The organism is Streptomyces sp. NPDC037301 (genome assembly GCF_055602785.1).
This window is the reverse complement of record NZ_JBVJWD010000027.1, coordinates 1-13,297: the sequence shown is the minus strand read 5'-3', so window position 1 is coordinate 13,297 and position 13,297 is coordinate 1. Positions and strand designations below refer to the sequence as shown.

Here is a 13,297-nt window from a genome sequence, read left to right as displayed (position 1 = left end):
CAGAAGGAGCCAAAGATGATCTCCCTTGACGGCAAGCGTGCCATCGTGACCGGCGGCGGAGCCGGAATCGGCCGCGCCACCGCCCAGGTCCTCGCGGAGCTCGGCGCCCGCGTGGTGATCGCCGACATCGACACGGACGGCGGCGAACGCACCGCGAAGGACACCGGAGGGACCTTCGTACGCTGCGACGTGTCACGGCGCGAGGACTGCGAGGCCGTCGTGCACACGGCGCAGGAGCAATTCGGCGGCGTGGACGTCCTCTTCAACAACGCCGGCATCATCCGCCGCTCCACGGTCTGCGAGATCACCGAGGACGACTGGGACCTGGTGATGGCCGTGAACATCCGCTCGGTGATGCTGATGAGCCGCCTCGTGATCCCGGGGATGGCGGCCCGGGGCGGCGGCTCCGTCATCAACACCGGCTCCGGATGGGGCATCCGCGGTGGCGGCCGGGCCGTCTCGTACTGCGCGTCGAAGGGCGCCGTCGTCAACATGACCCGCGCCATGGCCATCGACCACGGCCCCGACAACATCCGCGTCAACTGTGTCTGCCCCGGTGACACGGCGACCGGGATGCTCGCCGAGGAGGCCCGCCAGCTCGGCGAGAGCTCCGACGCGTTCTACGCCGACGCCGCCGACCGGCCGCTCGGCCGGATCGGGCAGCCCCGCGACATCGCCCAGACCGTGGCGTTCCTCGCCTCCGACGCCTCGGCGTTCCTGAGCGGGGCGATCATCCCGGTCGACGGCGCCGGTACCGCGTGACCCGCCGGTAGCGGATAATCGACCGGACCGAAGGGGAGGGCAGCCTCACATGCCAATCGAAAATCGCCCGCTGCGCGAACAGGTCAAGGAGGAACTGATCAAGCGCCTCGGGCGCGGCACGATCGCAACCAGCGAGCCGATCAACGAGGGGCAGCTGGCCACCGAACTCGGCGTCAGCCGCACTCCGCTGCGCGAGGCACTGATCACGCTGGAGCGCGAGGGCGTCATCACCAGCGAGCGCGGCAAGGGCTTCCGCTTCACACCGCTCAGCGCGCAGGAGTTCCGTGACCTGTCCGCGATCGTCGCGACGCTGGAGGCGCTCGCCCTGGAGTCCAGCGATCCCGAGCACCTGGCGGCGACAGCCCCCCGCCTCCTTGAGGAGGCGCGTGCGTTCTCGGCCCCGCAGGCGCCGCACGACGTCATAGAGCGTTACGACGACGCGTGGCACGACCTGCTCCTGTCCGGCTGCACGAACGACCGCCTGATGAAGCTGATCACCTCCCTGAAGGTGACGATGCACCGCTACGAGCGGGTGGCCCTGGGCGACCAGGACATCCTGGAGCGTTCGGCGGTGGAGCACGAGCGGATCGCCGAGTGCCTGCAGCGCGGCAACCTCGACGCGGCCGTCGCGGCGCTCAAGGAGAACTGGAACAGCGGGATGCACCGGATCCTGGAGCATCTGAAGGACTGACCGCGGGCGGCGGGACCCCGACGGGGACAGGGAGACACAGTGGTGCGGGTCGAGACGCCAAGACTTGACCCGCACGGCTCCTCCGGGGTTCCCCACCGTGAAACGGCCCATCCGTCGACCCGACGTGCGCCCCAGGGACTGTGACTGTGACCGCATGACTCTGCAGATCAGCGCCACCAACCCCGAACACCCGGCCCTCCTGCTCGAACTGCCCTGACACATCCCCCTGGAGCAGTGGCCCGACGAGTACCTCGTGCCGCTCCCCCGCGGCATCTCCCGGCGCATCGTGCGCTACGCGCGAGCGGGCGACGAGACCGTGGCCGTGAAGGAGCTCGCCGAGCGGCCGGGCCCCGTCAACTCGTCGTCGGCGAACGGGCTCCGGCCTCCCACCTGACCGGCCCCGCGCGTCGCGCACAGCCCGGCGAGCCGTCGGCCCTGCGCCAGGGCGCGGCGGGATCAGCGAGGGTATCCAGCATGGGCTCGCACCACGTACAGGCGGTACCCACCGCGAATCGCGCATGGCGTGGTCCGAGCCCGTCGGTGCGGCCAGCCGCCCGTGGCCACTGCCGTAACGGTTGCGAAGCTCGGCGACCCAGGGGAACCTGGTCCGGTTCACATAGAGGACCGCGTCCAGCAGGCTGCGCGGAGTCGTGGTCCGGTGGCCGGCCGATGTCCAGACCCCGGCCGCGACGCTCGGCTCGCCGACGCAGAGAGCCCGGCTTGACGCCTTGCCAGTAAAATCGGCATTGGGTCAGCATTGACCTGGCCAAAGACGGTTACACGGAACGACAGCTGCACATGGGCTGTCCTCCCCTCAGGTATCCGCTCACCTGACAGAATGCAGCCCTGGAGCCGATCCGGCAGAGCTGGGAGCCGCCCCGTGTTCTATTACGTACTCAAATACGTCATCCTCGGGCCGCTCCTCCGGCTGTTCTTCCGCCCCAGGATCGAGGGCCTGGAACACATCCCGGAGGACGGCGCGGCCATCGTCGCCGGTAACCATCTGTCGTTCTCCGACCATTTCCTGATGCCCACGATCCTCAAACGGCGCATCACGTTTCTCGCCAAGGCGGAGTACTTCACCGGACCAGGGGTGAAGGGTCGGCTGACCGCCGCGTTCTTCCGCAGCATCGGGCAGATTCCGGTGAACCGGTCCGGCAAGGACGCGGGGCAGGCGGCGATCCGCGAAGGGCTCGGGGTGCTGAGCAGGGGCGAGCTGCTGGGGATCTATCCGGAGGGCACCCGTTCGCACGACGGCCGGCTGTACAAGGGCAAGGTCGGCGTGGCCGTGATGGCGATCAGGGCGCAGGTGCCGGTGGTGCCGTGCGCGATGGTCGGTACGTTCGAGATCCAGCCGCCGGGACAGGTCGTCCCGCGCATCAAGCGGGTCACCATCCGCTTCGGTGAGCCACTGGACTTCTCCCGCTACGCGGGTCTTGAGAACCAGAAGGCGGCGATCCGGGCAGTCACCGACGAGATCATGTACGCGATCCTCGGCCTCTCCGGACAGGAGTACGTCGACGAGTACGCGGCCAAGGTGAAGGCCGCGCAGGCCGAGCAGGTGGGGCAGTCGAAGAAGTTCCCGAAGCTGCGACGCTGACGGCGAATCCGCGCTGGGTGAACTCCACTGGTCCGGGCGACGGCCTCGTCCTAGCGTGCCTCTCATGAGCAGGGGAAACGCATGGGTTCTGGGAGCGACGGGACAGATCGGGCGAGTCGCCGTGCAGGCGCTCGTCGAGGACGGCTGGGAGGTGACGGCCGCTTCACGCGGCGGCAGCCGGGACGCGCGATGGGACGGCGCGGTGCGCACGACGGCGCTCGACCGGGACGAGGACGGGGCGCTGGCGGCGTCGCTGGGTGACGGTTGTGACGTACTGGTCGACATGGTCGCGTACGGCGCGGATCACGCCCGGCAGCTGAGCGGCCTGGCGGACCTGATCGGTTCGGCGGTGGTCATCTCCAGCGGTGCGGTGTACGAAGACGATCAGGGTCGCAGCTTCGACACACAGGGCGAGCCCGACGGAGCTCCGCGATACCCCGTGCCGGTCCCGGAGACACAGCGCACCGTGCCGGCCGGCGATGCCACGTACGGGACGCGGAAGATACAGCTGGAGCAGGATCTGCTCGCGGCGGGGGACGCGCTGCCGGTGACGCTGCTGCGTGCGGGGGCGATTCACGGGGCGTACTGCCGCTCGCCCCGAGAGCTGTACTTCGTGAAGCGGCTCCTGGACGGCCGGGGGCGGCGGGTCCTCTCGTACGGCGGGACGTCCCGTTTCCACCCGGTCCATGTATCCAACCTGGCCGAGCTGATCCGGCTCGCCGCCGGGCGGCCCGGTTCGCGGGTGCTCAATGCCGGGGATCCGCAGGCGCCGACGGTCGCGGAGATCGGCGAGGCCGTCGACGCGGTGCTCGGCCGGAGGACCGAGACCCTGCTGATGGCCGGCGCACCCGGGGACGACGGCGTCGGCTCGACGCCCTGGAGCGCCGCCCATCCCATCGTGTACGACATGACGGCCGCCGAGCGGGAACTCGGGTACCGGCCGGTGACGGGCTATGTGGAGTCGCTTCCGGAGACGGTCGAGTGGATCGGCGCGCAACTGGAGGGCAAGGACTGGACGGAGGCCTTTCCCCTCATGCTGCGGGCATACGGGAAGAAGCTCTTCGACTACGCGGCGGAGGACGCCTGGCTGGAGACGTACGACCGGAAGGCGTGAGGCGGAGCCCGTACGCGGGCACGGGGGGGGGGGGGGGGGGGGGGACCCCCCCCCCCCCCCCCCCGGGGTTTGTCTGTTCGGATTGGTTGTTGGGTTTGGGGGGGCCCGCCCCCCGCTTTTAGTGTCTCTTTCCATTTGGTGGGAGGGCGGGGGGGGAGGACTTTTTTAGCGGGTGGGGGGAGGCGCTCGGGTGTACGACGGGCGAGGGGAAGGTTGGGGTCCCCCCCCCGTGCCCGTGAGGTGTGACCGTTACGGCTTGGGTGTGGCGTGCGGGGCGCACGTCACGTCGCTGCGGTCGGTCCTGCCGGTGAGCAGGTAGGCGTCCACCCGCTCGTTGATGCAGGGGTTGACCAGGCCGGTGACACCGTGCGAACCGGCGTCCCGCTCCGTGATGAGGCGCGAGCCCTTGAAGCGCTTGTGCAGTTCGACAGCGCCCTCGTACGGGGTTGCGGCGTCACGCGTGGACTGCATGATCAGCACCGGCGGCAGGCCCTTGCCGGTCTTCACGTCCAGCGGGGTCTGCTGCTTGGCCGACCAGGTCGCACAGGGCAGGTTCATCCAGGCGTTGGCCCAGGTCATGAACGGGTAGTCCTTGTGCAGCCGGGTGTTGTCGCGGTCCCACTTCTGCCAGCTGGTGGGCCACTTGGCGTCCGCGCACTCGACCGCCGTGTACACGGCGTTGCCGTTCTCCGAGGAGATGTTCCCCGCGATGTCCGACATGGTCGGACCCGCGGCCTTGACCAGCGCCTGGGTGTCGCCGCCCAGGTAGTCGCTCCAGGTCTGGGCGACGCGCGCCCAGGCGGAGTCGTAGTAGGGCGCGCTCTGGAAGAAGCCGATGAGCTCGGCGGGGCCGACGACGCCGCCGATCGGGTTCTTCTTCGCGGCGGCGCGCAGTTTCAGCCACGCCTGCTCGACCTTCTCGGGGGTGTCGCCGATGTGGAAGGCGGAGTCGTTCTCGGCGACCCATGCCTTCCAGTCGTCCCAACGCCCCTGGAAGGCGATGTCCTGGTTGAGGTTGGCCTGGTACCAGATGTTGTCCTTCGCCGGGTTGACGACACTGTCGACGACCATGCGGCGGACATGGGTCGGGAAGAGCGTGCCGTAGACCGCGCCCAGATAGGTGCCGTAGGAGACACCCAGGAAGTTGAGCTGCTTCTCACCGAGGGCGGCGCGGATGACATCCAGGTCGCGTGCCGTGTTCGGCGTGGTCATGTGCGGCAGCATGTCGCCGCTGCGTTCGGCGCAGCCGTCCGCGTACTCGGCCGCGAGCTTCCGCTGGGCTCGCTTGTCGGCCTCGGAGTCGGGTACGGGGTCGGCCTTGGGGGCCTTGGCGTACTCCTGGGGGTCGATGCAGGAGATCGGCGCGGAGTGGCCGACGCCCCGAGGGTCGAAGCCCACAAAGTCGTAGGCCTTCGCCGCGTTCGCCCAGATCGCGGTCTTGTTGATGATGCGCTTCGGGAACGCCATGCCCGAACCGCCGGGGCCGCCCGGGTTGTAGAGCAGAGCGCCCTGTCGCTCGTCCTCCGTGCCGGTGCTGACGTGCCGGTCGACGGCGAGCTTGATCTGCTTGCCGTCGGGCCTGGCGTAGTCGAGCGGCACGGTCACCCAGCCGCACTTGATCGGCTTGGCTATGGCCCAGTCGGCCGGACAGTCCTTCCAGTCGATGCCGGACCTGGCCGCCCGTGCCGCGGCGACCTGAACGCCACGCGCCTCGGAACCTTGGTGGTGACGGCCTTCGGCAGTGGCCGCCGGTGCGGTCACCGCGCCCGCTATGAGCGTGCCCGCGATCAGAGCGCCGGCCGAGCCGAGCACTGCTGTGCGTCTCAAGTGGAACCTCCCCCATATCTGAAGCGCCGCCGGTGGCGGCGCAGTTCATTCAAGACCTCCTGCGGATCCTGTCGTCTGTGAGGTTCCTGAGAACAGGCCACACACTCACTTCTTTACCGAATCGATATCCGGACACCCGTGTCCCGCTGAGCGGTATTCACCCCGCCGGGGTGTCTAGTACGTCGCTCAGTGCGTCGCCCAGGACCCTGCGCAGCAGGCGTGCATCGGGGGCGACCGCTGTCACCAGCACAGCCGGACCGACGAGTGGTGTGAGGGCGGCGGTCGGCCCCAGCAGGCGTGCTTCGGGGCATTTTTCGTCGAACGACGGGTCCACGACGAGGAGCTGCCCGACGGCCCGGTGGCCGCCCAGGACTGCCGCACCGTCCCAGCCGCCAGGTGCTCCCGGCCCGTACGCCACCTGCTGGTCGATCAGCGGACGGCCGGCGCGGTGCACTGTGAGGCGGCTGGTGAGGGTGCCGGTGCTCTCGCCGTGGCGTCCGAGAATCTGCTCCTCGCGCAGCACCAGCCGTGCGGTGGGTGCGAGTTCGACCCGTGTGGTCATGTGCAGGACGCTGCCGTGCGCCGAGACGAGTTGCTCCGGCAGCCAGCAGAGCCCGGCCCGCTCCCCCACGTTCAACCTGATGTCGTATGTGGCGGGTCCGGCGACCGCTCCCGGTCCGGGCAGGGCGACGGTGGCCGCGGCCGAGTCGACGGTGAGCCGGGCGTCTTCCCCGACCTGTGTCTCGATGGCGAGCCGGTCGCCGCCGAGCGGCGCGCTCATGGCGCCGACGACGGTGACACGGGCGTTCGGGCCGTTCGCGGCCCGGGTGCGGCGCAGGGCGAGCGGCCCGTCGCTCTCCAGCACGGGGAGCGAGGTGACGCCCCGGCTGTCGAGGACCGCGGCGATCCGGGCGGTGGCCTGGACGCTCATGCGGTCCAGGCGGCGAGCTGCCCCCGCACCCAGTCCGCGACCGGCCCCGCACCTTCCTCCGAGGTGAGTGAGGTGAAGGCCACGGGGAGCGGCCCGCGCTGCTGTGCGGCGTCCTGAGCCATCCGGTCGAGATCGGAGCCGACGTAGGGGGCGAGGTCGGTCTTGTTGATGACGAGCAGGTCGGAAGTGGTGACGCCGGGGCCGCCCTTGCGCGGGATGTCGTCGCCGCCCGCCACATCGATGACGAAGATCTGGGCGTCGACCAGGCCTTTGGAGAAGGTGGCGGTGAGGTTGTCGCCGCCGGATTCGACCAGGATCAGATCGAGTGGCCCGACGGTGTCCTCCAGGTCCTCGACGGCTTCGAGGTTGGCGGAGATGTCGTCCCGGATCGCGGTGTGCGGGCAGGCGCCGGTCTCCACGGCCTGGATGCGCTCGGGCGGCAGGACGGCATGGCGCAGCAGGAAGGCGGCGTCCTCGCGGGTGTAGATGTCGTTGGTGACCACAGCGATGGAGAGCTGGTCGCGCAGGGCCCGGCAGAGGGCGGCGACGGTCGCGGTCTTGCCGGAGCCGACCGGTCCGCCGAGTCCGATGCGCAGAGCGCGGCGGGTGCCGTCGGGGCGGGCCGCATCGGCGCTCACGGCGGCGGGCCCGTGCTGGGCGTGGTCGAGGTGCATGATGTTCGGCTCCTGGTTCTTGCAGGTCTACGAGGCGAACAGGCGGACAGGCCAGGCCGCGTGCGCCTCGGCGGTGATGTCGAGGAGAGGGGCGGAGGCGGCGGGCAGCGCATCGATGGTTCCGTGCGCCGCAGCGGCGGCCTGTTCGGCGATCCGGTCGAGTTCGGGTGCGAGGCGGGCGAGGACGGCGGTGGCCTCGAAGGGGTCGAGGGAGAGCAGCCGAACGACAGCGGTGGCCGGTCCGCTGACGGTCTCGTAGGCGACGCAGTGCGCAGCGTCCTCGGGCCCGAGTCCCGCCGCGCGTGCGGTGAGGCCGAGCACGACGGGCTGGTGGGCACCGCGCGGCCGGGCCCGGGCGAGCGCGGCGAGTTCGGGGCTGGGCCAGGTGGCGTGGGCCGCCCGCATCAGCTGCCGGCCGAGTTTGCGCGCGACGGTCCGCAGCGCGGGTGACGGGGTGCGGGCATCGGCGGCCTCGTCGAGCGCGAGCGGGTCATGGCCGTGGGCGGCCGCCGCGGCGAGTGCGGCGGCCGTGAGTCCGGTGGTGTGGAGGCGGCCCCGGCAGAACTCGGCGAGGTCCTCGGCGTTACGGATACGCCCTTCCTTCACGGCCGGTTCGGCGCCGCCGGAGTGGGCGTGGCCACCTGCGGGGAACCGGCCGTCGGCGAGAACGAGCAGAGCTGCGCGACTCATCACATGGTCCGCATCAGAAGAGGAAGTAGCGCTGGGCCATGGGCAGTTCGGCGGCGGGTGCCGGTTCGACCGGTTCGCCGTCGATCGTCACGGCGAAGCTGTCGGGGTCGACGTGGACCTGCGGCAGTGTGTCGTTCTCCCGCATGTCGGCCTTGGTGACGCCGCGCGTGCTGGTGATCGGAACGAACCGCTTGCCGAGACCGAGGCGTTCGGGCAGCCCGTCCTCGATGGCCGCGCTCGCCACGAAGTTGAACGAGTTGGCGGCGGGCGCCCGGCCGAGTGCGCCGAACATCGGCCGCGGCATCACCGGCTGCGGGGTGGGGATGGACGCGTTGGCGTCGCCCATCTGCGCGTACGCGATCTGCCCGCCCTTGATGACGGTCTGCGGCTTGACGCCGAAGAACGCCGGGTCCCACAGCACCAGATCGGCGAGCTTGCCGGTCTCGACCGAACCGATCTCCCGGTCGAGGCCCTGGGCGACCGCGGGGTTGATGGTGTATTTGGCGACATAACGACGAACCCGGTGGTTGTCGGCCCGACCGTCGCCAGGAAGGACGCCGCGGCGCTTCTTCATCACATGGGCGGTCTGCCAGGTGCGCAGGACGACCTCGCCGACGCGGCCCATCGCCTGGGCGTCGGAGGAGATGATCGAGATCGCCCCGAGGTCGTGGAGGATGTCCTCGGCCGCGATGGTGGAGGGACGGATCCGGGACTCGGCGAAGGCCAGGTCCTCCGGCACGGCGGGGTTGAGGTGGTGACAGACCATCAGCATGTCGAGGTGTTCCTCGATGGTGTTGACGGTGTGCGGCCGGGTCGGATTGGTGGAACTGGGCAGGACGTACGACTCCGAGACCACGGTGATGATGTCCGGGGCGTGCCCGCCGCCGGCGCCCTCGGTGTGGTAGGCGTGGATGGAGCGTCCGGCAATGGCCGCGAGCGTATCGGCGACGAAACCGGCCTCGTTGAGGGTGTCCGTGTGGATGGCGAGCTGCGCGCCGCTCTCCTCGCACACGTTCAGACAGGCGTCGATGACGGCGGGAGTGGCACCCCAGTCCTCATGAATCTTGAATCCGAGGGCACCGCCGCGCAGTTGGGCGCGCATGGCATCGCCCGACATCGTGTTGCCCTTGCCGAGCAGCCCGATGTTGACGGGGTAGGCCTCCAGAGCCTCGAACATCCGGGCGAGGTGCCAGGCGCCCGGAGTGACCGTGGTCGCCTTCGTGCCCTCGGCCGGTCCGGTGCCGCCTCCGACGAGCGTGGTGACACCGGCGGAGAGCGCCTGGTCGACGATGGTCGGGGAGATGAAGTGGACATGGGCGTCGATGGCGCCCGCGGTGAGGAACTTGCCGTTGCCCGCGATGATTTCGGTCTCGGGGCCGATGACCAGATCGGGGTGGACGCCGTCCATGGTGTCCGGGTTGCCGGCTTTGCCGATCCCGGTGATCCGGCCGTCGCGGATGCCGATGTCCGCCTTGACGATGCCCCAGTGGTCAATGATCACGGCGCCGGTGATGACGGTGTCCGGGGCGCCTTCGGCGCGGGTGGTGCGAGCCTGGCCCATCGACTCGCGGATCACCTTGCCGCCGCCGAAAACCGCCTCATCTCCCGCGAGTCCGGGGCCGCCCGAGCGGTCCTCCTCGATCTCGACGAGCAGATCGGTGTCGGCGAGTCGGACGCGGTCGCCGGTCGTGGGGCCGAACAGGTCGGCGTAGACCGCGCGGTCGAGTTCAGCCATCGAGGGCACCTCCGGTTTCGCCGCGCAGGCCGGGGACGATGCGCCGTCCGGCGAGGGGGACGAGCTCGATGTCGACGGGTACGCCGGGTTCGAAGCGCACGGCGGTCCCGGCGGCGATGTTCAGCCTCAGCCCGCGGGCGGCCGAACGGTCGAAGTCCAGGCCCGGGTTGGCCTCGGCGAAGTGATAGTGCGAACCGACCTGGACGGGCCGGTCGGCCGTGTTGAGAACGGTGAGGCGGGTGACGGACCGGCCCTCGTTGAACGGTACGGGCCCGTCTCCGTACAGGATCTCTCCGGGAATCATCCGTGACACCTCCCGTCAGACGATCGGCTCGTGCACGGTCACGAGCTTGGTGCCGTCCGGGAAGGTGGCCTCGACCTGGACGTCATGGATCATCTCGGGCACCCCGTCCATGACATCCTCGCGGGAGAGCACCTTGCGGCCCGATGCCATCAGTTCGGAGACCGTACGACCGTCGCGGGCGCCCTCCAGCAGATGGGTGGTGATCAGCGCGACCGCCTCGGGGTGGTTGAGCCGCAGTCCGCGCGCCCGACGCTTCTGAGCCACGTCGGCAGCAACATGGATGAGCAGGCGTTCCTGCTCATGCGGGGTCAGTTGCATGCTTGCACCTCACAGTCCTGTGCCCAGTACCGGCCCTGGGCGCAGCGAGACACTAGCCGCCGTCAACAGACTGTTGAACACCGAACCGGTCTCTCGCGACGAGGTATTGCACGTTAGAGCCGAAGTTTTTCCGGCGCGTTAACTGATCTTTTGCAGATCCATGGCCATCAGGCCGCGCAGGCCGTTTTCCAGCACTTCGGGTTCGGCGTCACCGAACATCGCCAACTGGGCGATGAATCCCTGGGCGGTGGCGATCAGCGTGCGGGCCACATGATCGGCGGACACATCGGAGCCGAGCAGGCCGATGTCGCGGTACACGTCGACCAGCTCCGTCCACACCGCCCGCAGACCCCCGAAGGCCTCGGCGAGCGTGGCAGCCAGCCGTTCACTGCGCAGAGTCTCGGACCACACCTGCACGATCAACCCGGCATAGGCCTGTCGGCCCATGCCCCGCCCGGTACTTTCGAACAGCGAGCGGGCAACACGGCCGATCAGCACATCGGGCGGAGGCGGCGGCGAAACACGGGCGGCCTCCTCGAACGCCCGCCTGACGCCGCCGACCGCCTCATCGGCAATGGCCGCGATCAGGTCTTCCTTCCCGCTGAAGTAGCGGTAGACCGCACCGGCCGACAGGCCGACCTCCTTCAGCACCCCCTGCATCGACGTGCCGTGGAAGCCGTCGCGCGCGAAGCAGCGCGCCGCGCCGTCGATGATCTGCCGACGGCGGGCGTCGAGGTGTTCCTGAGATACGCGAGCCATGGCGCAACACTAAAACGAACGTTCCTTCTTGACAAATTCCAACGCCGGCGGACAGTGTGGCCATGAGCTAAAACGAACGATCCTTCTCTTTTGAATCGAGGCCTCTCGTGTCCGCTGCCCCGAACCGCCGCATGGTGGCGGTCATCCTGCTGATCCCCGTGGTGGTGATTCTCGCGCTCTGGGCCTTCGCCTGGCCCGCGGCCCGGATCGCACCACACGATCTGCCCGTCGGGGTAGCCGGTTCCGCACCGGTCGCCGATCGGCTCCAGCAGCAGTTCGAGCAGCGCGAGGGCGCCTTCGAGGTCCATCGTTACGCCTCCGCGGCCGATGCCCGCCGCGCTATAGAGGACCGGTCCGTATACGGCGCGGTCGTGGTCACCCCGCAGGGCCCGCAGCTGCTGACCGCATCCGCGGCAAGCCCGGTGGTGGCCCAACTGCTGCGCGAAGCGGTCACGGCCCAGGCCCCCGAGGGCACTCAGGTACAGGTCACGGATGTGGTGGCGGCGCCCGCCGGGGATCCGCGCGGCAGCGCGCTCGGTGCGAGCTTCCTGCCACTGACGATCGCCGGCGTGCTCTCGGGCTCCGCGGTCACGATGCTGCGGCTGCGCGGGAACCGGGCCGCACTGGCGCTCATCGGCGTGGCCACGCTGGTCGGGATCGGCGCGGCGGCACTGACCGACAACTGGCTCGGCGTGATCACCGGCGACTGGTGGGCCGAAGCAGGGACGCTGGGCCTCACCGTCCTGGCCATCGGCGGGACGGTGGCGGGGCTCGCCGCACTGATCGGTCCGCCCGGCGTCGGCATCGGCGCCCTGCTGATGGTGCTGCTCGGAAACCCGTTCTCCGGCGTGACCAGCGCGCCCGAGCTGCTGCCCCGGTCGATCGGGACGATCGGCCGGCTGATGCCGCCGGGTGCGGGCGGCTCACTGCTGCGGTCGGTGGCCTTCTTCGACGGCAGCGGTGCGGGCGGTGCGCTGCTCACGCTCACGCTGTGGGCGGCGCTCGGGCTGACAGCGGTACTCATCGGCGGCCGACGCCGGGCCCGGCCTCCGGCCGCGCCCGCTCCCAGCACCCCGGAGCCGGTCCTGGCGGGCTGACCCGTTCGAGAATGCCGTGCATCCCCGCCGCAACGGGCGGGGGTGCACGGCATTTCCGCGTTACGGGACGTCAGTGGGGCGCTCAGCTGCCCGGCTCGCGGTGCCCCCTGTGTTCCGCCGCGATACCGAAGCGCCGGCGTTCGCCAGGAGCGGGCACGGAGGAGCCGATCGAGGAGACCGAGCTGATCACCTGCTCCTCGGCAGCCGCCTCGTCGTTTTCGAGTCGCTCCAGGTCAGCTGCCGAAACGAGCGCCACGAGCGGCTTGCCGTGCCGCGTCACGACCACTCGCTCGCCGCCGTAGACAACGCGGTTGATCAGTTCGGCGAGCTCAGCTCGGGCTTGCGTCACCGGAATCTCGTAGGCCATGCTCCCTAGCCTATGTAATGTCCACCTGGTCCGCCGTGGTCCGTGGCGACAGCGATTATCCAGGTCAGAGGCTCTCGTGTGCTCCCGTGCGCTCTCGTCTGTGAGAGATGTGTGAGACGAGGTGCGACGGAGAGTTTTTCAGCCCCGAACGTTCAGGACGGGATGCAGCATGAGGTGGTGTGTCGGGCGGACAAATCCGATCGAGTCGACCTCCAGCACGGTAAAGCTGCGGACCAAGGTCACCCGCGGCGTCGGCAGCCCGGCCGCGGCCCTGGCGATGGTGTTCAAGCTCGCCGAGTCCGCCCAGGCTCGCTGGCGCGCGATCACCACACCCCACCTAATTCCCCTGTAAGGAGCTCACCGGCCCTCGCCGGTCGGTGAGGTGGTTCGAACGGGTTGTGACGCCTGCACTCCACCGGGCCGTCCAG

Annotated in this window: 14 protein-coding genes and 2 pseudogenes; 7 read left to right on the top strand and 9 right to left on the bottom strand. The window is 69.7% G+C overall.

Going from position 1 to position 13,297, the window contains the following annotated elements:
* Positions 1-15: 15 nt before the first annotated feature.
* The 5 genes and pseudogenes from ACZ7IB_RS32400 to ACZ7IB_RS32380 all read left to right on the top strand — a co-directional run bounded on the left by ACZ7IB_RS32400 (position 16) and on the right by ACZ7IB_RS32380 (position 4,167).
* A complete protein-coding gene (locus ACZ7IB_RS32400; RefSeq protein ID WP_389604791.1) occupies positions 16-762 on the top strand; it encodes an SDR family NAD(P)-dependent oxidoreductase in 747 nt (248 codons plus the stop codon).
* A gap of 49 nt (positions 763-811) precedes the next feature.
* The gene (locus ACZ7IB_RS32395) at positions 812-1,453 is read left to right on the top strand and encodes a GntR family transcriptional regulator (RefSeq protein WP_470917459.1); all 642 of its coding nucleotides are present in this window, start codon (positions 812-814) and stop codon (positions 1,451-1,453) included.
* A 124-nt stretch (positions 1,454-1,577) separates the two neighbouring features.
* Positions 1,578-1,799: pseudogene (locus ACZ7IB_RS32390) on the top strand (hypothetical protein); the annotation flags it as partial.
* A gap of 534 nt (positions 1,800-2,333) precedes the next feature.
* Complete coding sequence (locus ACZ7IB_RS32385; RefSeq protein ID WP_470917458.1) at positions 2,334-3,053, top strand: lysophospholipid acyltransferase family protein; 720 nt, start codon at positions 2,334-2,336, stop codon at positions 3,051-3,053.
* Positions 3,054-3,117: 64 nt separating this feature from the next.
* On the top strand, positions 3,118-4,167 hold the full coding sequence (locus tag ACZ7IB_RS32380) for an NAD-dependent epimerase/dehydratase family protein (protein WP_470917456.1): 1,050 nt from the start codon (positions 3,118-3,120) through the stop codon (positions 4,165-4,167).
* A 249-nt stretch (positions 4,168-4,416) separates the two neighbouring features.
* Here the strand turns inward: ACZ7IB_RS32380 and ACZ7IB_RS32375 are convergent, their stop codons facing one another.
* The 8 genes from ACZ7IB_RS32375 to ACZ7IB_RS32340 form a co-directional block, all read right to left on the bottom strand.
* A complete protein-coding gene (locus ACZ7IB_RS32375) occupies positions 4,417-5,994 on the bottom strand; it encodes an alpha/beta hydrolase (protein ID WP_470917455.1) in 1,578 nt (525 codons plus the stop codon).
* Positions 5,995-6,151: 157 nt separating this feature from the next.
* The gene (locus tag ACZ7IB_RS32370) at positions 6,152-6,925 is read right to left on the bottom strand and encodes an urease accessory protein UreD (protein ID WP_470917453.1); all 774 of its coding nucleotides are present in this window, start codon (positions 6,923-6,925) and stop codon (positions 6,152-6,154) included.
* Entirely contained in the window at positions 6,922-7,599 is a 678-nt protein-coding gene (gene ureG / locus ACZ7IB_RS32365; protein WP_383960001.1) for an urease accessory protein UreG, read from the bottom strand. Before ureG ends, ACZ7IB_RS32370 begins: the two co-directional genes overlap by 4 nt.
* 27 nt (positions 7,600-7,626) lie before the next feature.
* Positions 7,627-8,289: an urease accessory protein UreF gene (locus tag ACZ7IB_RS32360; protein ID WP_470917452.1), complete on the bottom strand. Its 663-nt coding sequence runs from the start codon at positions 8,287-8,289 to the stop codon at positions 7,627-7,629.
* A gap of 13 nt (positions 8,290-8,302) precedes the next feature.
* A complete protein-coding gene (locus ACZ7IB_RS32355; RefSeq protein WP_470917451.1) occupies positions 8,303-10,024 on the bottom strand; it encodes an urease subunit alpha in 1,722 nt (573 codons plus the stop codon).
* Positions 10,017-10,328 (bottom strand): urease subunit beta, encoded by a 312-nt coding sequence (locus ACZ7IB_RS32350; RefSeq protein WP_470917449.1) that lies wholly within the window; start codon positions 10,326-10,328, stop codon positions 10,017-10,019. Before ACZ7IB_RS32350 ends, ACZ7IB_RS32355 begins: the two co-directional genes overlap by 8 nt.
* Before the next feature lie 15 nt (positions 10,329-10,343).
* Complete coding sequence (locus ACZ7IB_RS32345; RefSeq protein WP_189280153.1) at positions 10,344-10,646, bottom strand: urease subunit gamma; 303 nt, start codon at positions 10,644-10,646, stop codon at positions 10,344-10,346.
* Between the two features lie 138 nt (positions 10,647-10,784).
* The gene (locus tag ACZ7IB_RS32340; protein ID WP_470917448.1) at positions 10,785-11,405 is read right to left on the bottom strand and encodes a TetR/AcrR family transcriptional regulator; all 621 of its coding nucleotides are present in this window, start codon (positions 11,403-11,405) and stop codon (positions 10,785-10,787) included.
* Positions 11,406-11,512: 107 nt separating this feature from the next.
* On the opposite strand from ACZ7IB_RS32340, the gene ACZ7IB_RS32335 reads away from it, so the two are divergent.
* Positions 11,513-12,502, top strand: a complete 990-nt coding sequence (locus ACZ7IB_RS32335; protein ID WP_470917447.1) for an ABC transporter permease — start codon at positions 11,513-11,515, stop codon at positions 12,500-12,502.
* Between the two features lie 82 nt (positions 12,503-12,584).
* On the opposite strand, the gene ACZ7IB_RS32330 is transcribed toward ACZ7IB_RS32335, so the two are convergent.
* Positions 12,585-12,869, bottom strand: a complete 285-nt coding sequence (locus tag ACZ7IB_RS32330; RefSeq protein WP_470917446.1) for a type II toxin-antitoxin system Phd/YefM family antitoxin — start codon at positions 12,867-12,869, stop codon at positions 12,585-12,587.
* A gap of 190 nt (positions 12,870-13,059) precedes the next feature.
* Here ACZ7IB_RS32330 and ACZ7IB_RS32325 point away from each other — a divergent pair.
* A pseudogene (locus ACZ7IB_RS32325) lies at positions 13,060-13,221 on the top strand (IS256 family transposase); the annotation flags it as partial.
* Positions 13,222-13,297 lie beyond the last annotated feature (76 nt).